We start from the raw sequence: 26,066 nt of genomic DNA on the forward strand, positions 1-26,066 counted from the left end.
TCGCTACGCTTGCCGTTACTGCCGGAAGGGGAAGTTGAATGCACGCAGAAGAGCGCGCGCTTCATCATCCGTCTTGGCGGTCGTGCAAACGATGATGTCCATGCCCCAGATCTGATCAACCTTATCGTAGTTGATTTCCGGAAACACGATGTGCTCCTTGATACCCATGGCATAGTTGCCACGTCCGTCAAAGCTCTTCGGGTTCAGGCCGCGGAAGTCGCGAACGCGAGGAAGAGCGATCGTGATGAAACGATCAAGGAATTCGTACATGCGGTCCTGGCGAAGGGTGACCTTCGTGCCGATCGGCATGCCTTCACGCAACTTGAATGTTGCGATCGAGTTACGGGCGCGGGTGATAACAGCCTTTTGACCAGCAATCAAGCCAAGGTCTTCAGCAGCTACAGCCGGCTTCTTGGAGTCGCCAGTGGCTTCGCCAACGCCCATGTTGAGGACAACCTTGGTGATGCGTGGGATCTGCATCTCGTTGTCGTATTTGAATTCTTCAAGCAGAGCCTTACGAATGTTTTCGTTGTAAAGCTTCTTGAAGCGGGGAAGTGCCTTAGCTTCAGCCATCGATCAGCGCTCCAGAACGTTTTGCGACACGAACCTTCTTGCCGTCCTCGACGCGGAAACCGACGCGGGTCGGCTTACCGTCCTTGGGATCAGCAATTGCCAGGTTGGACAGTTGGATCGGCGCTTCCTTGGAGATAATGCCGGCTTCCTGGGTCTGGGTCTGACGCTGATGACGCTTCACAACGTTGATACCGCGAACGAGCGCCTGCTCGTCCTTAGGCATAACCTTGAGAACTTCGCCTTTACGGCCCTTGTCCTTACCGGACAGCACGACAACGCTGTCGCCTTTGCGAATCTTCTGCATCGTCTTGCTTCCTTACAGAACTTCCGGGGCCAGCGAGATGATCTTCATGTGGTTCTTTGCGCGAAGTTCGCGCGGAACCGGTCCGAAGATACGCGTGCCGATCGGCTCTTTCTTGTTATCGATGAGAACGGCTGCATTGTTATCGAAACGAATAACGCTGCCGTCCGGACGACGGATGTCCTTGGCGGTGCGTACAACAACCGCCTTCATCACATCACCCTTTTTGACGCGGCCGCGCGGAATAGCTTCCTTGATCGACACCACAATGATGTCGCCAACGGAAGCGTAACGCCGCTTCGAGCCGCCCAGCACCTTGATGCACATGACACGACGTGCGCCGGAGTTATCCGCCACGTCGAGGTTTGTTTGCATCTGAATCATGACTGGCCGCCTTCTTTCCTCTCAGCTGGTTAAGGGCTCCTGCCCTACCTAAGCTGCGTGTTTATAATTTAGCCTGCTGCTTCGTTCGTGAGAACGACCCAGCGTTTGTCCTTCGAGATTGGAGCCGATTCCTGAATGGAAACGAGATCGCCAACCTTGAACTGGTTGTTTTCGTCATGCGCCTTGTACTTCTTAGACTGACGCACGGTCTTCTGGAGGAGCGGATGCGAATAGCGGCGCTCAACCTTGACCACAACAGTCTTGTCATTCTTGTCGCTGACGACAACGCCCTGCAGAACGCGTTTAGGCATTATATTTTTCCTTATGCCTTGCTTGCGGCCGCCTTCTGGCGGGCAATAGTCTTAATACGCGCGATGTCGCGGCGAACCTGCTTCACGCGCGCGGTTTTTTCGAGCTGGCCGGTGGCCTTCTGAAAGCGCAGGTTGAACTGCTCTTTCTTCAGGGTGCCCAGCTCGTCATTCAGTTGATCGAGGCTCTTCGCCCGAACGTCTGCGGCTTTCATAGTTGCCTCTCTCTTATTCAGCAATGCGCTGGATAAAGCGCGTCTTGATCGGCAACTTTGCTGCGCCGAGTCTGAGGGCTTCGCGTGCCACATCTTCGGGTACGCCGTCAAGCTCAAACATCACGCGACCTGGTGCCACACGGCATGCCCAGTAGTCAACCGAACCCTTACCTTTACCCATACGGACTTCGGTAGGCTTCGACGTAACTGGCAGGTCAGGGAAGATGCGGATCCACACGCGGCCGGCACGCTTCATGTGACGGGTGATCGCGCGGCGGGCCGCTTCGATCTGACGTGCAGTGACGCGTTCCGGCTCAACGGCCTTCAAACCGAATGCACCGAAATTCAGATCCGTGCCGCCTTTCGAGTTGCCGTGAATACGGCCCTTGAACTGCTTGCGGAACTTGGTGCGCTTAGGCTGCATCATTGTTCTCTACTCCAAATTTCTCGCCCGCGGCCCGCTTTTTAAGCGTTTTCGCGGCGGCGGTTCGACGAGGAACCCTGATTGTCACCCTCGACCGCACGACGCTCGGAAGCCATCGGATCGTGTTCAAGAATCTCGCCCTTGAAGACCCAGACCTTCACGCCGCAGATACCATAAGCGGTCTTCGCTTCTGCCGTGCCGTAGTCGATATCGGCGCGAAGCGTATGAAGCGGAACGCGACCTTCACGGTACCATTCCATGCGAGCGATTTCCGCGCCACCCAGACGACCCGAGCAGTTGATACGGATACCTTCGGCTCCAAGACGCATTGCCGACTGAACGGCACGCTTCATGGCGCGACGGAATGCCACACGGCGTTCGAGCTGCTGAGCGATCGATTGAGCGATCAGCGTAGCGTCGATTTCCGGCTTGCGAACTTCAACGATGTTGAGCGACGTATCGGCATTGGTCATCTCGGAAAGCTTCTTGCGGAGCTTTTCGATGTCTGCACCCTTCTTGCCGATGATGATGCCCGGACGAGCCGAATGGATCGTCACGCGGCACTTCTTGTGCGGACGCTCGATTACGATCTTGGAGATCGCAGCCTGCTTCAGTTCCTCGGTGAGGAATTCGCGGATCTTGACATCTTCATGCAGCAGCTTGCCGTACTCACCGGTATTCGCGTACCAACGCGAATCCCAGGTGCGGTTGATGCCGAGACGAAGACCGATCGGATTAATCTTCTGACCCATTATGCGGCCTCCCCTTTTTCCGCGACTTCGCGGACAACAATGGTGAGATGCGAAAACGGCTTCTCGATACGGCTCGCGCGGCCACGGCCACGGACGTGGAAGCGCTTCATGACGATCGACTTACCTACATAGGCTTCGGCGACGATCAGAGAATCGACGTCGAGGTCATGGTTGTTTTCTGCGTTCGCAATTGCGGACTGGAGCGTCTTCTTAACCGTATCGGCGATCCGCTTGCGCGAGAACGTCAGATCGGCAAGAGCCGCATTCACCTTCTTGCCGCGGATCATGCTCGCAACAAGGTTCAGCTTCTGCGGGCTGACGCGCAGCGTACGGGCAACAGCTTGCGCTTCGTTGTCCTTGAGCTGACGGGGAGCTTTAGCCTTGCCCATCGTTACTTCCTCTTCGACTTCTTGTCCGCGCCGTGACCGTAGTAGGTACGTGTAGGCGCGAATTCACCGAACTTGTGTCCGACCATTTCTTCCGAAATCGACACCGGCACATGCTTGTTGCCGTTGTAGACGCCGAAAGTCAGACCGACAAACTGCGGCAGGATGGTGGAGCGACGGCTCCACATCTTGATAACTTCATTACGACCGCCTTCGCGTACCTTCTCAGCCTTCGTGAGAAGATAGCCATCGACGAACGGACCTTTCCAAACTGAACGAGCCACTTCAGACTACCTCTCTTACTTCTTGCGCTGATGGCGCGAACGCATGATGAACTTGTCGGTCGACTTGTTCGAGCGCGTCTTCTTGCCCTTCGTAGGCTTGCCCCACGGAGTGACAGGGTGACGACCACCCGAGGTACGACCTTCACCACCACCATGCGGGTGATCGACCGGGTTCATTGCAACGCCGCGAACGTGCGGACGCTTGCCACGCCACACCGAACGACCGGCCTTACCGTCGTTGATGTTGCCGTGGTCCGGGTTGGACACTGCACCGACCGAAGCGAAGCAGGCACCTGGAACCAGACGCTGTTCACCGGAGTTGAGGCGCAGAATGGCCATGCCCTGATCGCGACCAACCAGCTGAGCGTAGGTGCCAGCCGAACGAGCGATCTGACCGCCCTTGCCAGGCTTCAGTTCGACGTTGTGAACGATCGTACCAACCGGCATGGAAGCGAGCGGCATTGCGTTGCCCGGCTTCACGTCAACGGAGTTGCCTGCAACAACCTTGTCACCAACAGCCAGACGCTGCGGAGCCAAGATGTATGCCAGTTCACCGTCTTCGTAACGGATCAGCGCGATGAACGCGGTGCGGTTCGGATCGTATTCCAGACGTTCGACAGTGCCGACGACGTCAAGCTTGCGACGCTTGAAATCGATGAAACGGTACGTACGCTTGTGACCACCGCCCTGAAAGCGAACAGTGATACGACCGGTGTTGTTACGGCCACCCTTCTTGGACAGACCTTCGGTCAGGGACTTGACCGGCTTGCCCTTGTAGAGTCCCGAACGGTCCACGATGACCAGCTGACGCTGGCCTGGCGTGATCGGATTAAAATGCTTGAGTGCCATTGTCTCTTACTCCATGGCCTCTCAGAGACCGGTCGAAACGTCGATGCTCTGGCCTTCGGCCAAAGTAACGATCGCTTTCTTGACGTCGCTCTGGCGCCCGATAAGGCCGCGGAACCGCTTAACCTTACCCTTGCGCACTGCAGTGTTGACTGCGGTAACCTTGACGCCGAACAGCGCTTCGACTGCAGCCTTGATTTCCGGCTTCGTTGCCTTGCGGGCTACGTTGAAGACAACCTGGTTGTGTTCGGAAACCATGGTGGACTTCTCGGTGATAACCGGGCTGACGATCACGTCGTAATGGCGAAGATCAGTCATTTGAAACGCTCCTCGAGGGCTTCGACAGCCGCCTTGGAAAGAACGAGCTTGCCGCGGCGAAGGATGTCGTAAACATTGATGCCCTGCACCGGCAGAACGTCGATGTTCGGGATGTTCGAAGCCGCGCGCTGGAAGTTCACGTCGATCTCTGCACCGCCGATGACGAGTGCATTTTCAAGACCGAGCTTGGCGAACTGCGAAACAAGCTGCTTCGTCTTGGCTTCCGTTGCAGCCAGATCATCGATGATGATCAGGTCAGATGCCTTTGCCTTTGCAGACAGGGCATGACGCAGGCCAAGAGCGCGAACCTTCTTCGGCAGATCGTGATCGTGCGAACGGACAACCGGTCCGTGAGCCTGACCACCACCGCGGAACTGCGGAGCGCGAGCCGAATGGTGACGAGCGCGACCCGTACCCTTCTGCTTGTACATCTTTGCGCCGGTGCGGCTTACGTCGCCACGGCCCTGAGCCTTATGGGAGCCCTGCTGGCGGCGAGCCAGCTGCCAGCGCACAACGCGCTGAAGAATGTCGTCACGCGGGTCGAGGCCGAAGATTTCTTCGTTCAGCTTGACCTTGCCGGCATCCTTGCCTTCAAGAGTGGTAATCGTGAGATCCATTATTCGGCTCCCTCAGTCGCGACAGCTTCAGCCTTCGCGGCACCTGCACGCAGAGCGGCCGGCTTCGGCGCGTTCTCAGGCAGCGAGACCTTTACCGCATCGCGCACGATGATCCAGGCGCCCTTGGAGCCAGGAACCGCACCGCGAACCAGAATGAGGCCGCGATCGCTGTCCGTCGAGACAACTTCAATATTCTGCGTGGTTACGCGGGTCTGGCCCATGTGACCAGCCATCTTCTTGCCCTTGAACACCTTACCCGGGTCCTGACGCTGACCGGTCGAGCCGTGAGCGCGGTGGGTAATGGAGTTACCATGGGAAGCGCGATGACCGGCGAAGTTATGACGCTTCATAACACCAGCAAAGCCCTTACCAATCGAAGTACCCGTCACATCGACCTTCTGGCCAGCGACGAAGTGTTCGGCGGTGATTTCAGCGCCGACTTCGAGGAGGTTGTCCGGCGAAACGCGGAATTCCGCGACCTTCGCCTTTGGCTCGACCTCGGCCTTCGCGAAATGACCGCGCATAGCCTTGGACGTGTTCTTTACCTTGGCAAGTCCAACGCCAAGCTGAACAGCCGTGTAACCATTCTTTTCAACTGTACGCTGAGCTACCACGTGGCAATTCTCCATGCGGAGAACCGTCACCGGCACATGCTCGCCGGCGTCGTTATAGACGCGGGTCATGCCCAGCTTCTGTGCAATAACACCTGAACGCATCGGGTTCGTTCCTTCCGTCCTCAAGCCGATTAAAGCTTGATCTCGACATCGACACCGGCGGACAGATCGAGCTTCATCAGCGCGTCCACCGTCTGCGGGGTCGGGTCAACGATATCGAGAAGACGCTTGTGCGTGCGCATCTCGAACTGCTCGCGGCTCTTCTTGTCGATGTGCGGCGACCGGTTAACCGTGAACTTCTCGATCCGCGTAGGAAGCGGGATCGGTCCGCGCACATTTGCACCGGTACGCTTGGCAGTCGACACGATTTCCCGCGTCGAAGCGTCAAGGATCCGATGATCAAACGCCTTGAGGCGAATGCGGATGTTTTGACCGTTCATTTCATCTGTTCCTTGTTACGCGGGAACGCTCGCTCCAAAGCGAGCGTTCCTGCACAAACCTTCATTACTCGATGATCGAGGAGACGATGCCTGCACCGACGGTGCGGCCGCCTTCACGGATAGCGAAGCGGAGCTTCTCTTCCATGGCGATCGGCACGATCAGGGTGACGTCCATAGCGACGTTGTCGCCAGGCATAACCATTTCCGTGCCTTCCGGCAGCGTGACAACACCGGTCACGTCCGTCGTGCGGAAGTAGAACTGCGGACGGTAGTTCGTGAAGAACGGCGTATGACGGCCACCTTCGTCCTTGGTCAGAATGTAGGCTTCTGCCTTGAACTTGGTGTGCGGCTTCACAGAACCCGGCTTGCAGAGAACCTGGCCGCGTTCAACGTCTTCACGGCCAACGCCGCGGATCAGAGCGCCGATGTTGTCGCCAGCCTGGCCCTGATCGAGCAGCTTGCGGAACATTTCAACGCCGGTAACCGTCGTCTTCGCCGTCGCCTTGATGCCGACGATTTCAACTTCTTCACCAACCTTGACGATACCGCGCTCAACGCGACCCGTCACAACCGTACCACGGCCCGAGATCGAGAACACGTCTTCGATCGGCATCAGGAACGGCTGGTCGATCGGACGTTCCGGGGTCGGAATGTAGTCGTCAACAGCGGCCATCAGCGAACGAACGGCGTCTTCGCCCAGTTCCTTCGAAGAATCTTCCAGAGCAGCAAGAGCCGAGCCCTTGATGATCGGAACTTCGTCGCCCGGGAAGTCGTACTTCGACAGAAGTTCGCGTACTTCCAGTTCAACCAGTTCGAGCAGTTCTGCATCGTCAACCTGGTCGCACTTGTTCAGGAACACGACGATTGCCGGAACGCCAACCTGACGAGCGAGCAGGATGTGCTCACGGGTCTGCGGCATCGGGCCGTCAGCGGCCGAAACAACCAGAATTGCGCCGTCCATCTGGGCAGCACCGGTGATCATGTTCTTCACATAGTCAGCGTGACCTGGGCAGTCGACGTGTGCATAGTGACGGTTCGGCGTTTCGTACTCGACGTGTGCCGTCGAGATCGTGATGCCGCGGGCGCGCTCTTCAGGAGCGGCGTCGATCTGGTCATACGCCTTGAACTCGCCGAAAAACTTCGTGATCGCTGCAGTCAGCGACGTCTTGCCATGGTCAACGTGACCAATCGTGCCGATGTTAACGTGGGGCTTCGTACGTTCAAACTTACTCTTTGCCATTTGAGCTCTCCGTAAATTTAGCCTGCTCAGGCATTCTTTTAATTGGGAGCGTGACCCTTAGGTCACGCAAACTTCTTCTGGATTTCCTGTGCGACCGCCGTCGGAACCGGCTCATAATGGTCGAACTGCATCGTGTACTGTGCACGGCCCTGGGACATCGAACGCAGGTTGTTCACGTAACCAAACATGTTGGCGAGTGGAACATTTGCATTGACGACCGTGGCGATGCCGCGGGCTTCGGTGCCGGAAATCTGACCGCGACGCGAGTTCAGATCGCCGATAACGTCACCAACGTAATCTTCCGGCGTGACAACCTCGACCTTCATGATCGGCTCGAGGAGCTGAGCGCCTGCCTTCTGCGCACCTTCACGGAACGCTGCACGGGATGCGATTTCGAAGGCGAGAACAGACGAGTCAACGTCATGGTATGCGCCGTCGATCAGGGTGGCCTTCACGCCGAGCATCGGGAAGCCAGCCAGCGGGCCTGCACCCATGACGCTTTCGATACCCTTCTGGACGCCCGGAATGTATTCCTTCGGAACCGAGCCGCCGACGATCTTCGATTCGAAGATGAAATCGTCGCCATCATGCGGTTCGAAGATGATCTTAACGCGAGCGAACTGACCCGAACCACCCGACTGCTTCTTGTGGGTGTAATCGATTTCAGCCTGACGGGTGATCGATTCACGGTAAGCAACCTGCGGGGCACCGACGTTGGCTTCAACCTTGAATTCGCGCTTCATGCGATCGACGAGAATGTCGAGGTGAAGTTCGCCCATGCCGGCGATGATGGTCTGACCGGATTCTTCGTCCGACTTGACGCGGAAAGAAGGATCTTCGGCAGCCAGACGATTGAGCGCAATGCCCATCTTTTCCTGGTCGGCCTTGGTCTTCGGCTCGATAGCGATTTCGATAACCGGATCCGGGAATTCCATGCGCTCGAGGATAACCGGCTTCAGCGGATCGCAGAGCGTATCGCCAGTGGTGGTTTCCTTGAGGCCAGCCAGAGCAACGATGTCGCCTGCAAAGGCTTCTTCGATGTCTTCACGGCTGTTGGAGTGCATCTGCAACATACGGCCGATACGCTCACGCTTGCCCTTGACGGTGTTTTCGAGCGAAACGCCCTTGGTCAGCTTGCCCGAGTAGATACGAGCGAAGGTCAGCGAACCAACGAACGGGTCGTTCATGATCTTGAATGCGAGCATCGAAAGCGGTGCTTCATCCGAAGATTCACGGGTGGTTTCGGTTTCCGTCTTGACGTCGATGCCCTTGATCGCTGGCACGTCGGTCGGAGCCGGAAGGAATTCCACAACAGCGTCCAGAAGCGGCTGAACGCCACGGTTCTTGAACGCGGTACCGCAAAGGATCGGGTGGAACTTGACCTCGATGGTGCCCTTACGGATCAGCGCACGGAGCTGTTCGTTCGTAGGCATCGTGCCTTCGAGGTAAGCTTCCATGGCAGCTTCGTCGATTTCCACAGCCAGCTCGATGAGCTTTTCGCGGTATTCTTCAGCCTGATCCTTGAGATGCTCAGGAATTTCACCAACGGTCGCAGCTGCGCCGATCGTGCCATCCCAGGTCAGCGCCTTCATTTCGATCAGGTCGATGACGCCTTCGAACTCGTTTTCAGCGCCGATCGGCAGCTGAACCGGAAGTGCTACTGCGCCAAGACGCGAACCGACCATTTCTACGCAACGGTAGAAATCGGCACCGATCTTGTCCATCTTGTTGACGAAGACCATACGCGGGACGTGGTACTTTTCAGCCTGACGCCACACGGTTTCGGTCTGAGGCTCAACGCCAGCGTTGGCGTCGAGCAGTGCAATTGCGCCGTCGAGAACGCGGAGCGAACGTTCAACTTCAATCGTGAAGTCAACGTGGCCCGGCGTGTCGATGATGTTGAAGCGGCGCTTCTTGCCATCCTGACCCTGCCAGAACGTGGTCGTGGCAGCGGACGTGATGGTGATACCGCGTTCCTGCTCCTGCTCCATCCAGTCCATGGTCGACGCACCATCGTGGGTTTCGCCGATCTTATGGTTCTTACCGGTATAGAACAGAATGCGCTCGGTCATCGTCGTCTTACCGGCGTCGATGTGAGCCATGATACCGAAATTGCGGTAGTCTTCGATTTTATATTCGCGGGCCATGATAGTCGCTCTTTGAATAGGTTTCGACGATTACCAGCGGTAATGCGAGAAGGCGCGGTTGGCTTCAGCCATGCGGTGCGTGTCTTCACGCTTCTTCACAGCAGAACCACGGTTGTTAGCAGCGTCAAGCAGCTCACCGGAAAGACGATCGATCATCGTCGTCTCGTTACGGCCACGAGCAGCATTGATGAGCCAACGGATGGCAAGTGCCTGGCGGCGTTCTGGACGCACATCAACCGGAACCTGATAGGTTGCACCACCAACGCGGCGCGAACGGACTTCGATGTGCGGAGCTACATTGTCGAGCGCCTGATGGAACAGCGCGACCGGCTCGGACTTGGCCTTGGCTTCGATTACATCGAGCGCACCGTAAACGATGCTTTCAGCAACCGACTTCTTGCCATGAAGCATGACTGCATTCATGAACTTCGTGATAACGAGATCGCCGAACTTCGGATCCGGATTGATCTCACGCTTCTCAGCCTTATGGCGTCTGGACATTTCGTCTCTTCTTTCAATTACATCGGGCTCAGCTCGCCTTCTGGCGGCCGGTATCCCCGGAAAATCTTACTTCGGACGCTTTGCACCGTACTTCGAACGGCGCTGCTTGCGGTTCTTGACACCCTGGGTATCGAGAACACCGCGGATGATGTGGTAACGCACACCCGGCAAGTCCTTTACACGACCGCCGCGGATCATGACGACGGAGTGCTCCTGCAGGTTATGCCCTTCACCAGGGATATAACCAATGACTTCGAAGCCGTTCGTCAGACGAACCTTGGCAACCTTACGGAGAGCCGAGTTCGGCTTCTTCGGGGTCGTCGTGTAAACGCGGGTGCAAACGCCGCGCTTCTGAGGGTTTGCCTGCAGTGCAGGAACCTTATTACGCTTTACCGGCGCAATGCGCGGCTTGCGGATAAGCTGGTTTACGGTTGGCATACAACCTTCCTCTATAAAAAATCTCGTATCCACGCCCATACGGGCCGTTTCACCGCCATGCTGATGCACGAATTCGGGACAAGTCACGACAACCGGTGACCACCCCGAACAAAAGCAGAGGAAGCTGACGCTTCATGCGAACGGCAAGTTGCATTTCGATCGTAAAACGAACCCTGTTTGAGATGAACTTCAGGGCGCGTTGCCCCGAAAAAGCTTGTCTCACATCGGCTCAGATGGGGTGCTGATACGTCTTTAGCGACGTTTCGTCAAGGGCAGCGGCTCAAGTTTCTTCAATGGACGGTCCGAAACCAGCGTTTTGGCTTCGCCCGGACAGGTTATTGCGCCGCATTTGACGTCTATTCGCTAATATTTCGCGATCAAAACCGTCATTTTCCTATGCAAGCATGGCGCAGCCACTTGGTAAAGGTTATTGAAGCACATCTGAGTCGAAACGCAACAGAATATTAAGGGTTTCTCAATGTCTTCCACATCCCCAACAGCCGGCGACGATTCGCCAACCGTCCATCTCGTCATCGCTGACGTCTGGAATGAAGGTGAAGAATCTCCGGTAGAAGTGCACCTGCTTTTGAAATCAGACGAGAATGAAGATCTCGTCCAGACGGTCCTCAGCATTCTTGCCGAAGAAGGCTACCATGAAGCCGAGCTTCTCGAGATGGGCACGCTGACCGAAGAACCGGAAGAAGAGCCGCACAAGAGTGCCTGGGCCACCGCGCTCAGCGGCGAAGTCGCGCTGATCGAATTCGACGGCGACGACGAAGAAGAAGAATAAGCATCAGAAGAAAGTGCCGGTTCCGACCGGCATTTTTTTATCCAGCATCAAGCCGCACCCGCTTTTGCAGGAAATATCGAAATACAAAAAGGCCGCCTCGAAAGGCGGCCTTTTTCAGTTTCATATCTGTCGATCTTACTCGGCAGCGTTGTTGGTCATATCGACCAGCATTGCATTGGCTTCGGTAGAACCCGAAGACTTGCGGCGCTCATCGATGATCAGCTCGTCGCGTGCAGTTGCGATGCGACGGATCTGGTTGGTCATGCCGCCAGTACCGGCCGGAATGAGACGGCCGACGATGACGTTTTCCTTGAGACCCTGCAGCGTGTCCATCTTGCCGGCAACCGCAGCTTCGGTAAGCACGCGGGTCGTCTCCTGGAACGACGCAGCCGAGATGAACGAAGGCGTCTGCAGCGAAGCCTTGGTAATACCGAGGAGGACAGGATTGCCGGAACCCGGCTTCTTGCCTTCTTCGATAAGACGTTCGTTGATCTCTTCCAGCTCGATGCGGTCGACGTGGTCGCCCGGAATGTAACCGGTATCGCCGGATTCCGTGATTTCCACCTTCTGCAGCATCTGACGGACAATCACTTCGATGTGCTTGTCGTTGATCAAAACGCCCTGCAAACGATAGACTTCCTGGATTTCGTTCACGAGGTACGAAGCCAGAGCTTCGACGCCCTTGATCGCCAGAATGTCATGCGGTGCCGGGTTGCCGTCGAGGATGTACTCACCCTTTTCGATGACGTCACCGTCCTGAAGATGGAACGGCTTGCCCTTCGGAATGAGGTACTCGACCGGCTCGATCGTGTCGTCGTTCGGCTCGATGATGATGCGACGCTTGTTCTTGTAGTCGCGACCGAAACGAACGGTACCATCGATCTCGGCGATGACGGCATGGTCCTTCGGACGACGTGCTTCGAACAGTTCCGCAACGCGCGGCAGACCACCGGTGATGTCCTTGGTCTTGGCGCTTTCCATCGGCAGACGGGCGATAACGTCACCAGCCTTAACATGCGCGCCCGGCTCGACCGAAAGGATCGATTCCACGGAGAGCATGAAGCGGGCATCGCCACCCTTCGACAGTTTCAGGATCTTGCCGGCCTTGTCCTTGATGACCATGGCAGGCTTGAGGTCCGAACCGCGAGGGGTAGAACGCCAGTCGATAACGACGCGCTTGGTGATACCGGTCGACTCGTCAGCCGATTCCGAAACCGAGAGACCATCGACGAGATCTTCGAACTCAACGTAGCCTTCAACTTCGGTCATGATCGGACGGGTGTACGGATCCCACTCGGCAATACGCTGACCGCGCTTAACCGTGTCGGCCTCATCAACGAACAGACGCGAACCGTAGGTCACGCGATGGACCGCACGTTCCTTGCCCGTATTGTCGAGGATCAGCACAGCCATGTTACGGCCCATCACCACGAGGTTGCCATCGGAGTTGCGAACCACATTGCGGTTACGCAGCTTGACGGTGCCTTCGTACGAAGCTTCGAGATACGAGCTGTCAACAACCTGTGCAGTACCGCCAAGGTGGAAGGTACGCATGGTGAGCTGAGTGCCCGGCTCGCCGATCGACTGAGCGGCGATAACGCCGACAGCTTCGCCCTGGTTGACCGGAGTACCGCGTGCAAGGTCGCGACCATAGCACTTGGCGCAAACGCCGTTGCGGGTTTCGCAGGTCAGGGCCGAGCGGATGCGGATCGACTGGATGGCAGCCTTCTCGATGATCTCGACGTCCTTTTCCTCGATCATGCGGCCAGCCTCGACGATGACTTCGCCGGTGGTCGGATGCAGGATCGGATCGAGAGCCGTGCGGCCCAGAACGCGCTGGCCAATCGAAGCCACGATCTGGCCGGCATCGACGATCGGCTGCATGGTGAGACCGATTTCGGCGCCGCAATCGACTTCCGAAATGATCGCATCCTGTGCAACGTCAACGAGACGACGGGTCAGGTAGCCCGAGTTAGCAGTCTTCAAGGCGGTGTCTGCCAGACCCTTACGGGCACCGTGGGTCGAGTTGAAGTACTCGTTAACGGTCAGGCCTTCCTTGAAGTTCGAGATTATCGGGGTTTCGATGATTTCACCCGACGGCTTGGCCATAAGGCCACGCATGCCGCCCAGCTGACGCATCTGGTTGACCGAACCACGGGCACCCGAATGCGACATCATGTAGACCGAGTTCATCTGCTTCTGGCGACCGGTCACCGGATCGAATTCGACGGCCTTCAGGCGCGCCATCATCTCTTCGGTGATCTTGTCGGTAGCCTTGCCCCAGGCGTCGACGACCTTGTTGTACTTTTCGCCCTGAGTGATCAGGCCGTCATTGTACTGCTGTTCGTACTCGGTCGTAAGCGCTTCGGTGTCGGCAACGATCTTCGCCTTCGTATCCGGAATGACCATGTCATCCTTGCCGAAGGAAATGCCTGCACGGCAGGCATGCGCGAAGCCGAGCTGCATGATGCGATCGCAGAAGATAACCGTCTCTTTCTGACCGCAATGGCGGTAGACGTGATCGATCATCTTGGAGATGTTCTTCTTGGTCATCTCCTGATTGCAGATATCGAAAGGCACGTTGACGTTCTTCGGCAGCAGCTCACCGGTGATCATGCGGCCAGGCGTCGTGTCGTAGATCTTCGACACAGGCTTGCCTTCGGCATCGACCGTCTTGAAACGGCCCTTGATCTTGGTGTGCAGCGTGACGACCTTGTTCTCAAGCGCATGCTGCAGCTCGCCCATATCGGCGAACATCATGCCCTCGCCCGGCTCCTTGTCTGCCACGATGGACAGATAATAGAGGCCGAGAACCATGTCCTGCGAAGGAACGATGATCGGTGCGCCGTTGGCAGGGTGCAGGATGTTGTTGGTCGACATCATCAGCACGCGTGCTTCAAGCTGGGCTTCGAGCGACAGCGGAACGTGAACAGCCATCTGGTCACCGTCGAAGTCGGCGTTGAACGCCGTACAAACGAGCGGATGCAGCTGGATAGCCTTGCCTTCGATCAGCGTGGGTTCGAAGGCCTGGATACCAAGACGGTGCAGCGTAGGCGCGCGGTTCAGAAGAACCGGATGCTCACGGATCACTTCGTCGAGGATATCCCAGACTTCCGGACGTTCCTTTTCAACCAGCTTCTTCGCCTGCTTGACGGTCGAGGAGTAACCCTTGGCGTCAAGACGTGCGTAGATGAATGGCTTGAACAGTTCGAGCGCCATCTTCTTCGGCAGGCCGCACTGGTGCAGCTTGAGTTCCGGACCGGTCACGATGACCGAACGACCGGAATAGTCGACGCGCTTGCCGAGCAGGTTCTGACGGAAGCGACCCTGCTTGCCCTTGAGCATGTCGGACAGCGACTTCAACGGACGCTTGTTAGCACCGGTGATGACGCGACCACGACGGCCGTTATCGAACAGCGCGTCCACAGCTTCCTGCAGCATGCGCTTTTCGTTACGGATGATGATGCCCGGTGCGCGCAGTTCGATCAGGCGCTTCAGACGGTTGTTACGGTTGATGACGCGGCGATAGAGATCGTTCAGATCCGACGTCGCGAAACGACCGCCATCCAGCGGCACGAGCGGACGCAGATCCGGCGGAATAACCGGAACGATCTTCATGATCATCCATTCCGGGCGGTTTCCCGACTCCAGGAAGTTTTCGACGATCTTCAGACGCTTCATCAGCTTCTTCTGCTTCAGGTCCGAGGTGGTCTCGGCAAGATCAACGCGCAGATCGGCGGCAATCTTTTCGAGTTCCATCGAAGCCAGAAGCTCGTAGATAGCTTCAGCACCAATGAGAGCCGTGAACTGATCTTCGCCGAACTCGTCGACGGCGATCATGTATTCCTCTTCCGAAAGAAGCTGATGCTCCTTCAGCGAGGTCAGGCCCGGTTCGGTAACAATGTAGTTCTCGAAGTACAGGACGCGCTCGATATCCTTGAGCGTCATGTCCAGGAGCGTGCCGATACGGCTCGGCAGCGACTTCAGGAACCAGATGTGGGCAACCGGGGCTGCGAGTTCGATGTGGCCCATGCGCTCGCGACGAACGCGCGAGAGCGTGACTTCCACGCCGCACTTTTCGCAGATGATGCCCTTGTATTTCATACGCTTGTACTTGCCGCACAAGCATTCATAGTCCTTGATCGGGCCAAAGATGCGCGCGCAGAAGAGACCATCGCGTTCAGGCTTGAACGTGCGGTAGTTGATCGTCTCCGGCTTCTTGATCTCGCCGTATGACCAGGACAGAATCTTCTCAGGGCTGGCAATCGAGATTCTGATGGAATCGAACGTCTGTGCCGGAGCCTGAGGATTGAAAAGATTCATGACCTCTTGGTTCATGCCGTTCTCCTTGAGGGCGATCCGTCGCCCTGTGTCGTCGATGACAAGCTGAAAATCCTTGCCATCCTGAAAAGAAATCGCGGTACTACGCAGTTATGAACTGGCTTGCCGTAGTTTCGTTTCCGGTGCGGAACCGTGTTCCGCATATTCTGGAAACGATTATACGGGCGCGCCGCGGCAATACCGTGGCGCGCCCTTGAGCTTTATTCCGCTGCGTCAGGCAGGGCCTGCTGCTGTTCGTCGCGTGTATCGTCCAGCTCGACATTGAGACCGAGCGAACGCATTTCCTTTACGAGAACGTTGAAGCTCTCCGGAATGCCTGCTTCGAACGTATCGTCGCCGCGCACGATCGCTTCGTAGACCTTGGTACGGCCTGCCACGTCGTCCGACTTGACGGTCAGCATTTCCTGCAGCGTGTAAGCCGCACCGTATGCTTCCAGAGCCCAGACCTCCATTTCGCCGAAGCGCTGGCCACCGAACTGGGCCTTGCCGCCCAGAGGCTGCTGCGTAACGAGCGAGTAAGGTCCGATCGAACGAGCGTGGATCTTGTCGTCGACCAGGTGGTGGAGCTTCAACATATAGATGTAGCCCATGGTCACCTGACGGTCGAACGGCTCACCCGTACGGCCATCGTAAAGCGTCGACTGACCAGACGTTGCAAGACCCGCATCCGTCAGCATCGCGTTGATGTCGGCTTCCACCGCACCGTCGAAGACCGGCGTTGCGATCGACACGCCGCGCTTCACCTGGTTGGCCAGCATGAGGACGGAATCGTCGTCATAAGACCGGACCGGTTCGTTGCGGTCGTTGTCCGGATAGATGTGCTCCAGTGTATCGCGCAGCGGCTCGATATTGGCCGTCTTGCGATAAACGTCGATGAGTTCACCGATCTTCTTGCCCATGCCAGCGCATGCCCAGCCGAGGTGGGTTTCCAGAATCTGGCCCACATTCATACGGCTCGGAACGCCAAGCGGGTTCAACACGATGTCGGCATGCGTACCGTCTTCGAGGAACGGCATGTCCTCGACTGGCAGAATGCGGGAAACCACACCCTTGTTGCCGTGACGGCCAGCCATCTTGTCGCCTGGCTGGATCTTGCGCTTCACAGCGACAAAGACCTTGACCATCTTCATGACGCCTGGAGGCATCTCGTCGCCACGCTGTACCTTCTCGACCTTGTCCATGAAGCGTGCTTCGAGCAGCTTCTTGGATTCGTCATACTGGCCACGCAGAGCTTCGAGTTCGCCCTGGAGCTTCTCGTCGTCGACAGCAAACTGCCACCACTGCGACCGCGGATATTCGGTCATCAGTTCACGGGTGATCGTCGAGCCCTTCTTGAAGCCCTTCGGACCCGCTGCAGCGACCTTGCCATCGATCATGTCGGCAAGACGGCCATAGACGTTGCGATCCAGGATAGCCTGTTCGTCGTCACGGTCCTTGGCGAGACGCTCGATTTCCTCGCGTTCGATAGCCATGGCGCGTTCGTCCTTTTCAACGCCGTGGCGATTGAAAACGCGAACTTCCACAACCGTACCGTAGGTTCCGGGCGGCATACGCATGGAGGTGTCACGGACGTCCGATGCCTTTTCACCGAAGATGGCGCGCAGGAGCTTCTCTTCCGGCGTCATCGGGCTTTCACCCTTCGGCGTGATCTTGCCGACAAGAATGTCGCCAGGATGCACTTCGGCACCGATGTACACGATACCGGCTTCGTCGAGATTCTTCAGCGCTTCTTCCGAAACGTTCGGAATGTCGCGAGTGATTTCCTCAGGTCCAAGCTTGGTGTCGCGGGCAGCTACTTCGAATTCCTCGATATGGATCGAAGTGAACACGTCGTCCGAAACGATCTTCTCGGAAAGAAGGATCGAATCTTCGTAGTTGTAGCCGTTCCACGGCATGAACGCGACGAGCACGTTACGGCCGAGAGCCAGATCGCCCAGATCCGTCGACGGACCGTCAGCGATGATGTCACCCTTCTGGATGGGATCGCCAACGCGTACGAGCGGACGCTGATTGATGCAGGTGTTCTGGTTCGAACGCTGGAACTTCATCAGGCGATAGATATCGACGCCCGACTTGGACGGATCGAGATCTTCAGTCGCACGGATAACGATACGCGTTGCGTCAACCTGATCGACCACACCGCCACGGCGTGCTGCAATAGCGGCACCGGAGTCACGCGCAACGACAGCTTCCATGCCCGTACCGACGAACGGCGCTTCAGCGCGAACGAGCGGCACAGCCTGACGCTGCATGTTCGAGCCCATGAGAGCGCGGTTGGCGTCGTCGTTTTCAAGGAACGGGATGAGAGCCGCAGCAACCGAAACGAGCTGCTTCGGCGACACGTCCATCAGATCCACGTTTTCACGCGGAGCCATCATCACTTCGCCTGCATGACGGCAGATGACGAATTCGTCAACGAAACCGCCCCGCTCGTCCAGCTCGACGTTAGCCTGCGCAACCGAGTGCTTGGCTTCTTCCATCGCCGACAGATAGACAACGTCGTTCGTTACCTTGCCGTCGACAACCTTGCGGTACGGGCTTTCGATGAAGCCGTACTTGTTGACGCGGGCAAAAGTTGCAAGCGAGTTGATCAGACCGATATTCGGGCCTTCCGGCGTTTCAATCGGGCAGATACGGCCATAGTGGGTCGGATGCACGTCGCGGACTTCGAAGCCAGCGCGCTCGCGGGTCAGACCGCCCGGTCCAAGAGCCGAGAGACGGCGCTTGTGGGTGATTTCCGAAAGCGGGTTGGTCTGATCCATGAACTGCGACAGCTGCGAGGAACCGAAGAACTCGCGCACGGCTGCAGCAGCCGGCTTCGCGTTGATCAGATCCTGCGGCATGACCGTGTCGATTTCGATCGAGGACATACGTTCCTTGATCGCGCGCTCCATACGGAGCAGACCGACGCGATACTGATTTTCCATCAGTTCGCCGACCGAACGCACACGGCGGTTGCCGAGATTGTCGATGTCGTCGATTTCGCCGCGACCGTCGCGCAGTTCCACCAGCATCTTGACCACGGCCAGGATGTCTTCCTTGCGCAGAACGCGCACGGTGTCTTCCGCGTCGAGATCCAGACGCATGTTCATCTTGACGCGACCAACGGCCGAAAGGTCGTAGCGCTCAGCGTCGAAGAACAGCGAGTTGAACATCGCTTCGGCGGAATCCATCGTAGGCGGTTCGCCCGGACGCATGACGCGATAGATGTCGAACAGGGCTTCCTGACGGCTTTCGTTCTTGTCGACAGCCAGCGTGTTGCGGATGTAGCCACCGATGTTGATATGATCGATGTCGAGGACGTTGATTTCCGTCTCGCCGGTGTCGATCAGAGTCTTGAGGACCTTCTCGTCGATTTCGTCACCAGCTTCGAGATAAATCTCGCCGGTTGCGTAATTGACGACATCTTCCGCAAGATACGAACCGAACAGATCGTCTTCCGTCGCCTTGATGGCCTTGAGGCCCTTTTCAGCAAGCTGCTTGGCCGAACGGGCGGTCAGCTTCTTGCCGGCTTCAAGAACGACTTCACCGGTGTCCGCATCGATGAGATCGGAGATGATCTTCATGCCCTTGAAGCGGTCAGCCGAATACGGAATGCGCCAGTTGTCGCCGTCACGCGTATAGGTGACAGTCTTGTAGAACGTCGACAGAATGTCTTCGCCGTCCATGCCGAGAGCCATCAGCAGCGTGGTGGCCGGCAGCTTGCGGCGGCGGTCGATACGTGCGTAGACGATGTCCTTGGAATCGAACTCGATATCGAGCCAGGAACCGCGGTAAGGGATGACGCGCGCGGCGAACAGGAGCTTGCCCGAAGAATGGGTCTTGCCCTTGTCGTGGTCGAAGAAGACGCCCGGCGAACGGTGCATCTGCGAAACGATCACGCGCTCTGTGCCATTGACGATGAAGGTGCCGTTGTCGGTCATGAGCGGCATATCGCCCATGTAGACATCCTGCTCCTTGATGTCCTTGATCGACTTCGCGCCGGTATCTTCGTCAATATCGAACACGATAAGACGCAGCGTCACCTTGAGTGGCGCCGAATACGTCAGATCGCGCTGACGGCATTCGTCAACGTCGAATTTTGGTGCGTCGAATTCGTAGCGAACGAATTCGAGCATTGAAGCGCCGGAGAAATCCTGAATTGGGAAAACAGACTTGAAAACCGCCTGCAAACCCTCGTCAGAACGCCCACCGGATGGTTCTTCAACCATAAGGAACTGGTCGTAAGATGCCTTCTGAACCTCGATAAGGTTCGGCATCTCGGCGACCTCTGGGATCTTGCCGAAAAATTTGCGTACGCGCTTGCGACCATTGAATGAATGGGTCTGAGCCATCGTCGCTCCTCGTTCTATAGCCTTGCGGCTTGCTCACGCCTTGCGGCCTTTATCATGCGCCGCCCTTCGGCGGTCCTTCGAGCACATGGTCCTTCAGATCGGCCCCTTCAGATCGGATGGATCGAAAAGGATCATGTGCAAACTTTCCAGAGCTGCCTTCCGCATCGTTACCGGCACGCGGCGCTCTTAACGGGCTAAAACCCGTTTCCTGAAAGCCGTTCCGGCACTCAGGAAAAGGGTTCCAGTCATCCGACCCACCAGGAAAGTCCGGCGGGAACTGGCGGATGGAAAACCATCCGCCAGAATAGTCCGAACTTACTTGAGTTCGACCTTGGCGCCAGCAGCTTCGAGCTGTGCCTTGATCTTCTCAGCTTCGTCCTTCGAAGCGCCTTCCTTGACAGCCTTAGGAGCGCCTTCGACCAGGTCCTTGGCTTCCTTGAGGCCGAGACCGGTGATTGCGCGCACTTCCTTGATCACGTTGATCTTGTTAGCGCCGCCGTCAGCGAGAACGACGTCGAATTCGGTCTTTTCTTCAGCAGCAGCAGCCGGAGCAGCGCCACCAGCAGCAGCAACTGCAACAGGAGCAGCAGCCGAAACGCCCCACTTCTCTTCGAGAAGCTTCGAAAGCTCTGCAGCTTCGAGAACGGTCAGTGCCGACAGGTCGTCAACGATCTTTGCGAGATCAGCCATTTTGGTATTTCCTTAGTTTCAAGGTTTGAACAATTGACAGCGAAAAACGGCCTTACGCCGCCTCGTTCTTCCGGGCGTGCGCGCCAATAACGCGAGCGATCTGGCCCGCTGGTGCGCTGGTAAGTACTGCGAGACGCTGAGCCGGGGTCTGGATCATTCCAACCAGCTTTGCGCGCAGTTCGTCGAGCGATGGGAGCGAAGCAAGCGACTTGACGCCATCGGCGTTAAGCGTCGTTGCACCCATTGCACCACCGAGGATAACGAGCTTGTCGTTAGCCTTGGCGAATTCGACGGCTACTTTCGGAGCAGCAATCGGGTCGTTTGCATAAGCAACAACCGTCTGACCTGTAAACAGATCAGAAATGCCTTCCGATTCCGTGCCCTGAAGAGCGATCTTGGCAAGGCGGTTTTTCGCGACTTTAACGGACCCACCTGCATCACGCATCTTCGAGCGAAGATCGCTCATCTGCGCAACGGTGAGACCGGTATAGTGGGCCACGACGACCGAACCGGACTCTTTAAAAGCGCCGTTCAGCCACGAGACAAATTCGCGTTTTTCCGCTCTATCCACTGTCTCTCTCCAGTAGGCAGGACCACATGGCCCTGCCGGTTGCCTTTGCCGGACGAACTTCACAGTCAGCCCGACGTTCGAGGATCCTGTCCCCTTCAGCTATCCTGGAAGCCAGGCGTCACTCAAAGGCAACTACGGTTCAAACCTTGCATGCGTATTCACGCGAAACAGGGTTATTCCACGTCTCATGCAGGCCACATGTTTAAGGACAATCATCCGAAGATGATGATCCGCCTGCAATCTCGGACAGGATAACCGGACTTTCGTCCGGCTATCCGGATCTTGCGATCCGGAATTTTTGCCTTTCGCCCTGCTTTACAGGACTGGCTGGCAGCCACGCCTCCCCAACCGGAAAGGCTTGGACTCCGGCGAACCGGAGCCCATGAAAACTTAGGCGACGACCTTGACGGTTGCCGGATCGACCTTGACGCCAACGCCCATGGTCGAGGAAAGCGATACGCGCTTGACGTATTCACCCTTGGCAGCCGACGGCTTTGCCTTGATGACGGCGTCAGCGAAAGCCTTGATGTTTTCTTCGAGCTTGGCATTGTCGAAGGAAACCTTGCCGATACCGGCATGGATGATACCAGCCTTCTCGACGCGGAATTCGACTGCACCGCCCTTGGAAGCAGCAACAGCGGCTGCAACGTCGGTGGTGACGGTGCCAACCTTCGGGTTCGGCATCATGCCACGCGGGCCGAGAACCTTACCAAGACGGCCAACGAGCGGCATCATGTCCGGGGTTGCAATGCAGCGATCGAAGTCGATCTTGCCGCCATTGACGATTTCGAACAGTTCTTCCGCACCGACGATGTCGGCGCCAGCCTTCTTGGCTTCTTCAGCCTTGTCGCCGCGAGCGAAAACAGCAACGCGAACCGTACGGCCCGTGCCATTCGGCAGGTTGACAACGCCGCGGACCATCTGGTCAGCGTGGCGCGGATCGACGCCGAGGTTCATCGCGATTTCGATGGTTTCATCGAACTTGGCGACAGCACGTTCCTTGACGAGGCCGATAGCAGCCGACAGATCGTACAGCTTGTTGCGATCGACGCCTTCACGGATCTTGTTAATGCGCTTGGAAATCTTCGCCATCGTCTCAGCCCACCACTTCCAGGCCCATCGAACGGGCAGAACCTTCGATCATGCGCATCGCTGCTTCAATATCAGCGGCGTTCAGATCCTTCATCTTCGCTTCAGCGATCGTGCGAACCTTGTCGCGGGAGATCGTGCCGGCGCTCGCCTTGCCCGGGGTCTTCGAACCGGACTTGAGGTTAGCGGCCTTCTTGAGGAAGTAGGTCACCGGAGGGGTCTTCATCACAAAAGTGAAAGACTTGTCCTGATAATAGGTGATCACGACTGGAATCGGCGAACCCTTTTCCATTTCCTGCGAGGCAGCGTTGAACGCCTTGCAGAATTCCATGATGTTGATGCCGCGCTGACCCAGGGCCGGACCGATCGGGGGCGACGGATTGGCCGCACCTGCCGCTACCTGGAGCTTAAGCTGGCCTGCAATTTTCTTAGCCATTGCTTTCTGCCTTTTTAATTTGCCGGAAAATCCGGCTTTCTCGATTAATGCCGGAAGTTCCGGCTCTCGACTGACGCCAGCTGAACTGGCGGGCAGTTCGGTGGTTCGGAGCTCGACGACCGGCTAAGCCGCCTTCCCTTCCACCATTTCACCCCGCCCGAAATTCGGTCAGGGTGAATGCCCTTGCGGGCAAAACGATCAGAGCTTGTCGACCTGACCGTATTCCAGATCCACAGGCGTTGCGCGCCCGAAGATGGAAACCTCAACCTTGAGACGCGCACGTTCTTCGTCGACTTCCTGAACGATGCCGTTGAACGAAGCGAACGGACCATCGGAAACGCGAACGTTTTCGCCAATCTCGAAGGATACCGAAGTCTTTGGACGTTCGACACCATCCTGAACCTGGTTCAGAATCTGGTCGACTTCCTTCTGGGAAACCGGAACAGGCTTGGAATCGCCAAGGAAACCAGTGACTTTCGGGGTATTCTTGATAAGCGAGAAGACGGCATCCGTGAGGGTTGCACGAACCAGCACGTAACCCGGGAAGAACTTGCGCTCTGCGTCAACCTTGCGGCCGCGGCGCACTTCAACGATCTTCTCGGTCGGCACAACGATCTGCTCGATCAGCTCGGACAGACCCTTCTGCTTCGCCTTGGCTTCGATATCCTCGGCGACCTTCTTTTCGAAATTGGAATAGGCGTGAACGATGTACCAGCGCGCCGTCATCTAAAAACTCCCCAATCCTAACTTATCGACCAAGGCCGAGAATAAATTCTACGCCATAGGCCATAAGCTGGTCGGCAAGAAAAAAGAACGCGGCAGCCAGAAACGCCATAATCACCACCATAATGGTGGAGATGACCGTTTCACGCCGTGTAGGCCAGGTCACCTTCGCCGTTTCGGCGCGAACCTGCTGAAAAAAGGTGATCGGATTCGTTTTGGATGCCATCTGCCGCTCTGTCATTGATCCGGCGCTACCCCCCAAACCCCAACCCGTCGAAACGAATCAGAAGCCTGAAGTCACGCGTATACGGCACGCAAAGCTGAAAATTCAGCCCCACGCGCCGCGTGTCTGTTGACGCTACATAGAATCGATTCCCGAAAAAAACAAGCCCAAAGGTTAAAAGAATACCATACAGGCTTATCGGAAATCCGATCCTTGCGAATATCACTCGGCGCACCATCCAATCGTGCGGCGGCGATCCTTCCCTACCCGGCCAACAAATCCCGCAGGGAATTATCATTTTCAACGACGTCGCCTTGCCGAAGCCTGCGCCACCGTCGAAAAGGTAAGGCGGCATAGATTGCCGCCTAACTTATAATATAGAAAACGGGCGCCCATAGTCAAGCCATGAGCACCCGTTATAAAATGGCAGGGGCAGCAGGGCTCGAACCCGCGACCTACGGTTTTGGAGACCGTCGCTCTACCAACTGAGCTATACCCCTATGCGGCATTGCAATGCCTGATCGGCAGAATGCCAGACTGGCGGCGTAACCGCCAGTCAAATTGATTACTCGATGATCGAGGAGACGATGCCTGCACCGACGGTGCGGCCGCCTTCACGGATAGCGAAGCGGAGCTTCTCTTCCATGGCGATCGGCACGATCAGGGTGACGTCCATAGCGACGTTGTCGCCAGGCATAACCATTTCCGTGCCTTCCGGCAGCGTGACAACACCGGTCACGTCCGTCGTGCGGAAGTAGAACTGCGGACGGTAGTTCGTGAAGAACGGCGTATGACGGCCACCTTCGTCCTTGGTCAGAATGTAGGCTTCTGCCTTGAACTTGGTGTGCGGCTTCACAGAACCCGGCTTGCAGAGAACCTGGCCGCGCTCAACGTCTTCACGGCCAACGCCGCGGATCAGAGCGCCGATGTTGTCGCCAGCCTGGCCCTGATCGAGCAGCTTGCGGAACATTTCAACGCCGGTAACCGTCGTCTTCGCCGTCGCCTTGATGCCGACGATTTCAACTTCTTCACCAACCTTGACGATACCGCGCTCAACGCGACCCGTCACAACCGTACCACGGCCCGAGATCGAGAACACGTCTTCGATCGGCATCAGGAACGGCTGGTCGATCGGACGTTCCGGGGTCGGAATGTAGTCGTCAACAGCGGCCATCAGCGAACGAACGGCGTCTTCGCCCAGTTCCTTCGAAGAATCTTCCAGAGCAGCAAGAGCCGAGCCCTTGATGATCGGAACTTCGTCGCCCGGGAAGTCGTACTTCGACAGAAGTTCGCGTACTTCCAGTTCAACCAGTTCGAGCAGTTCTGCATCGTCAACCTGGTCGCACTTGTTCAGGAACACGACGATTGCCGGAACGCCAACCTGACGAGCGAGCAGGATGTGCTCACGGGTCTGCGGCATCGGGCCGTCAGCGGCCGAAACAACCAGAATTGCGCCGTCCATCTGGGCAGCACCGGTGATCATGTTCTTCACATAGTCAGCGTGACCTGGGCAGTCGACGTGTGCATAGTGACGGTTCGGCGTTTCGTACTCGACGTGTGCCGTCGAGATCGTGATGCCGCGGGCGCGCTCTTCAGGAGCGGCGTCGATCTGGTCATACGCCTTGAACTCGCCGAAAAACTTCGTGATCGCTGCAGTCAGCGACGTCTTGCCATGGTCAACGTGACCAATCGTGCCGATGTTAACGTGGGGCTTCGTACGTTCGAATTTGCTCTTTGCCATCGCCGTTGTTCTCTTTGTTCTAGAACCGCTCAAGCGCCAGCACAAAAGCCTTTTGGCTTCCGGGCCAGCATTTATGCCAAAACGGAACGGCGAACCGCCCGTCGATGATTCCTTACACGCCAAACCGCTCTGAAAAATTTGGAGCGGGTAGCGGGAATCGAACCCGCGTATTCAGCTTGGAAGGCTGCTGCTCTACCATTGAGCTATACCCGCGCACTCTTAACTCTGATCCGACAGTGGTGGAGGGAGTTGGATTTGAACCAACGTAGGCATAGCCAACGGATTTACAGTCCGTCCCCTTTAACCACTCGGGCATCCCTCCAGATATCACTATCAGCAG

General features: G+C 56.9%; 28 protein-coding genes and 3 tRNA genes. 1 reads left to right on the top strand and 30 read right to left on the bottom strand.

Going from position 1 to position 26,066, the window contains the following annotated elements; translation table 11 throughout:
* Nucleotides 1-15: 15 nt before the first annotated feature.
* The 18 genes from rplE to rpsL form a co-directional block, all read right to left on the bottom strand.
* Nucleotides 16-573: a 50S ribosomal protein L5 gene (gene rplE, locus LJ361_RS16555; RefSeq protein ID WP_010659921.1), complete on the bottom strand. Its 558-nt coding sequence runs from the start codon at nucleotides 571-573 to the stop codon at nucleotides 16-18.
* Nucleotides 566-877 carry a 50S ribosomal protein L24 gene (rplX, locus tag LJ361_RS16560; RefSeq protein ID WP_264812062.1) on the bottom strand — a complete coding sequence of 104 codons (312 nt, stop codon included), beginning with the start codon at nucleotides 875-877 and terminating at the stop codon, nucleotides 566-568. Before rplX ends, rplE begins: the two co-directional genes overlap by 8 nt.
* A 12-nt stretch (nucleotides 878-889) precedes the next feature.
* Complete coding sequence (gene rplN / locus LJ361_RS16565) at nucleotides 890-1,258, bottom strand: 50S ribosomal protein L14 (RefSeq protein ID WP_004683923.1); 369 nt, start codon at nucleotides 1,256-1,258, stop codon at nucleotides 890-892.
* Between the two features lie 68 nt (nucleotides 1,259-1,326).
* On the bottom strand, nucleotides 1,327-1,569 hold the full coding sequence (rpsQ, locus tag LJ361_RS16570) for a 30S ribosomal protein S17 (protein ID WP_010659919.1): 243 nt from the start codon (nucleotides 1,567-1,569) through the stop codon (nucleotides 1,327-1,329).
* 11 nt (nucleotides 1,570-1,580) lie between these two features.
* A complete protein-coding gene (gene rpmC / locus LJ361_RS16575; RefSeq protein ID WP_006467022.1) occupies nucleotides 1,581-1,781 on the bottom strand; it encodes a 50S ribosomal protein L29 in 201 nt (66 codons plus the stop codon).
* A 13-nt stretch (nucleotides 1,782-1,794) separates the two neighbouring features.
* Nucleotides 1,795-2,208, bottom strand: a complete 414-nt coding sequence (gene rplP, locus LJ361_RS16580; RefSeq protein ID WP_006467023.1) for a 50S ribosomal protein L16 — start codon at nucleotides 2,206-2,208, stop codon at nucleotides 1,795-1,797.
* Between the two features lie 38 nt (nucleotides 2,209-2,246).
* The gene (rpsC, locus tag LJ361_RS16585; protein ID WP_006467024.1) at nucleotides 2,247-2,957 is read right to left on the bottom strand and encodes a 30S ribosomal protein S3; all 711 of its coding nucleotides are present in this window, start codon (nucleotides 2,955-2,957) and stop codon (nucleotides 2,247-2,249) included.
* Nucleotides 2,957-3,346, bottom strand: a complete 390-nt coding sequence (gene rplV / locus LJ361_RS16590; RefSeq protein WP_010659918.1) for a 50S ribosomal protein L22 — start codon at nucleotides 3,344-3,346, stop codon at nucleotides 2,957-2,959. The genes rpsC and rplV overlap by 1 nt, the downstream gene beginning before the upstream one ends.
* Nucleotides 3,347-3,348: 2 nt before the next feature.
* Nucleotides 3,349-3,627, bottom strand: a complete 279-nt coding sequence (gene rpsS, locus LJ361_RS16595; RefSeq protein WP_010659917.1) for a 30S ribosomal protein S19 — start codon at nucleotides 3,625-3,627, stop codon at nucleotides 3,349-3,351.
* A 15-nt stretch (nucleotides 3,628-3,642) separates the two neighbouring features.
* On the bottom strand, nucleotides 3,643-4,476 hold the full coding sequence (rplB, locus tag LJ361_RS16600) for a 50S ribosomal protein L2 (RefSeq protein ID WP_010659916.1): 834 nt from the start codon (nucleotides 4,474-4,476) through the stop codon (nucleotides 3,643-3,645).
* A gap of 21 nt (nucleotides 4,477-4,497) precedes the next feature.
* Nucleotides 4,498-4,791, bottom strand: coding sequence for a 50S ribosomal protein L23 (locus LJ361_RS16605; RefSeq protein ID WP_006467028.1), 294 nt, complete (start codon nucleotides 4,789-4,791; stop codon nucleotides 4,498-4,500).
* The gene (rplD, locus tag LJ361_RS16610; RefSeq protein ID WP_010659915.1) at nucleotides 4,788-5,408 is read right to left on the bottom strand and encodes a 50S ribosomal protein L4; all 621 of its coding nucleotides are present in this window, start codon (nucleotides 5,406-5,408) and stop codon (nucleotides 4,788-4,790) included. The genes LJ361_RS16605 and rplD overlap by 4 nt, the downstream gene beginning before the upstream one ends.
* Complete coding sequence (gene rplC / locus LJ361_RS16615) at nucleotides 5,408-6,124, bottom strand: 50S ribosomal protein L3 (RefSeq protein ID WP_012091910.1); 717 nt, start codon at nucleotides 6,122-6,124, stop codon at nucleotides 5,408-5,410. The genes rplD and rplC overlap by 1 nt, the downstream gene beginning before the upstream one ends.
* A gap of 29 nt (nucleotides 6,125-6,153) precedes the next feature.
* Nucleotides 6,154-6,462, bottom strand: a complete 309-nt coding sequence (gene rpsJ / locus LJ361_RS16620; protein ID WP_002964363.1) for a 30S ribosomal protein S10 — start codon at nucleotides 6,460-6,462, stop codon at nucleotides 6,154-6,156.
* 64 nt (nucleotides 6,463-6,526) lie between these two features.
* Nucleotides 6,527-7,702 carry an elongation factor Tu gene (gene tuf, locus LJ361_RS16625; protein ID WP_012091906.1) on the bottom strand — a complete coding sequence of 392 codons (1,176 nt, stop codon included), beginning with the start codon at nucleotides 7,700-7,702 and terminating at the stop codon, nucleotides 6,527-6,529.
* A 62-nt stretch (nucleotides 7,703-7,764) separates the two neighbouring features.
* Nucleotides 7,765-9,849: an elongation factor G gene (gene fusA, locus LJ361_RS16630; protein WP_010659911.1), complete on the bottom strand. Its 2,085-nt coding sequence runs from the start codon at nucleotides 9,847-9,849 to the stop codon at nucleotides 7,765-7,767.
* A gap of 30 nt (nucleotides 9,850-9,879) precedes the next feature.
* Nucleotides 9,880-10,350, bottom strand: coding sequence for a 30S ribosomal protein S7 (gene rpsG, locus LJ361_RS16635; protein WP_010659910.1), 471 nt, complete (start codon nucleotides 10,348-10,350; stop codon nucleotides 9,880-9,882).
* Nucleotides 10,351-10,416: 66 nt separating this feature from the next.
* Nucleotides 10,417-10,788 carry a 30S ribosomal protein S12 gene (gene rpsL, locus LJ361_RS16640; RefSeq protein WP_006471111.1) on the bottom strand — a complete coding sequence of 124 codons (372 nt, stop codon included), beginning with the start codon at nucleotides 10,786-10,788 and terminating at the stop codon, nucleotides 10,417-10,419.
* 478 nt (nucleotides 10,789-11,266) lie between these two features.
* On the opposite strand from rpsL, the gene LJ361_RS16645 reads away from it, so the two are divergent.
* On the top strand, nucleotides 11,267-11,578 hold the full coding sequence (locus LJ361_RS16645; protein ID WP_010659909.1) for a hypothetical protein: 312 nt from the start codon (nucleotides 11,267-11,269) through the stop codon (nucleotides 11,576-11,578).
* Between the two features lie 135 nt (nucleotides 11,579-11,713).
* Here LJ361_RS16645 and rpoC read toward each other — a convergent pair whose 3' ends face one another.
* From rpoC to LJ361_RS16705, 12 genes are all read right to left on the bottom strand, one after another.
* Nucleotides 11,714-15,916 (bottom strand): DNA-directed RNA polymerase subunit beta', encoded by a 4,203-nt coding sequence (gene rpoC / locus LJ361_RS16650; RefSeq protein ID WP_012091907.1) that lies wholly within the window; start codon nucleotides 15,914-15,916, stop codon nucleotides 11,714-11,716.
* Nucleotides 15,917-16,119: 203 nt separating this feature from the next.
* Nucleotides 16,120-20,253 carry a DNA-directed RNA polymerase subunit beta gene (rpoB, locus tag LJ361_RS16655; protein WP_010659907.1) on the bottom strand — a complete coding sequence of 1,378 codons (4,134 nt, stop codon included), beginning with the start codon at nucleotides 20,251-20,253 and terminating at the stop codon, nucleotides 16,120-16,122.
* 315 nt (nucleotides 20,254-20,568) lie between these two features.
* A complete protein-coding gene (rplL, locus tag LJ361_RS16660; RefSeq protein ID WP_010659906.1) occupies nucleotides 20,569-20,943 on the bottom strand; it encodes a 50S ribosomal protein L7/L12 in 375 nt (124 codons plus the stop codon).
* Between the two features lie 52 nt (nucleotides 20,944-20,995).
* Nucleotides 20,996-21,514, bottom strand: a complete 519-nt coding sequence (gene rplJ, locus LJ361_RS16665) for a 50S ribosomal protein L10 (protein WP_010659905.1) — start codon at nucleotides 21,512-21,514, stop codon at nucleotides 20,996-20,998.
* A 390-nt stretch (nucleotides 21,515-21,904) separates the two neighbouring features.
* The gene (gene rplA / locus LJ361_RS16670; RefSeq protein WP_010659904.1) at nucleotides 21,905-22,606 is read right to left on the bottom strand and encodes a 50S ribosomal protein L1; all 702 of its coding nucleotides are present in this window, start codon (nucleotides 22,604-22,606) and stop codon (nucleotides 21,905-21,907) included.
* Between the two features lie 4 nt (nucleotides 22,607-22,610).
* Complete coding sequence (gene rplK, locus LJ361_RS16675) at nucleotides 22,611-23,039, bottom strand: 50S ribosomal protein L11 (RefSeq protein WP_010659903.1); 429 nt, start codon at nucleotides 23,037-23,039, stop codon at nucleotides 22,611-22,613.
* Nucleotides 23,040-23,237: 198 nt separating this feature from the next.
* Nucleotides 23,238-23,765, bottom strand: a complete 528-nt coding sequence (gene nusG / locus LJ361_RS16680; protein WP_006467043.1) for a transcription termination/antitermination protein NusG — start codon at nucleotides 23,763-23,765, stop codon at nucleotides 23,238-23,240.
* A gap of 22 nt (nucleotides 23,766-23,787) precedes the next feature.
* On the bottom strand, nucleotides 23,788-23,988 hold the full coding sequence (secE, locus tag LJ361_RS16685) for a preprotein translocase subunit SecE (protein WP_002964376.1): 201 nt from the start codon (nucleotides 23,986-23,988) through the stop codon (nucleotides 23,788-23,790).
* A gap of 421 nt (nucleotides 23,989-24,409) precedes the next feature.
* Nucleotides 24,410-24,485: transfer RNA gene (locus LJ361_RS16690), tRNA-Trp, on the bottom strand.
* Nucleotides 24,486-24,550: 65 nt separating this feature from the next.
* On the bottom strand, nucleotides 24,551-25,726 hold the full coding sequence (gene tuf, locus LJ361_RS16695; RefSeq protein ID WP_012091906.1) for an elongation factor Tu: 1,176 nt from the start codon (nucleotides 25,724-25,726) through the stop codon (nucleotides 24,551-24,553).
* Between the two features lie 139 nt (nucleotides 25,727-25,865).
* Nucleotides 25,866-25,939 (bottom strand) — tRNA-Gly (locus tag LJ361_RS16700).
* Nucleotides 25,940-25,963: 24 nt separating this feature from the next.
* Nucleotides 25,964-26,048 (bottom strand) — tRNA-Tyr (locus tag LJ361_RS16705).
* Between the last annotated feature and the right edge of the window lie 18 nt (nucleotides 26,049-26,066).

It is taken from the genome of Brucella sp. JSBI001 (assembly GCF_026014005.1).
Classification (GTDB): Bacteria; Pseudomonadota; Alphaproteobacteria; order Rhizobiales; family Rhizobiaceae; genus Brucella; species Brucella anthropi.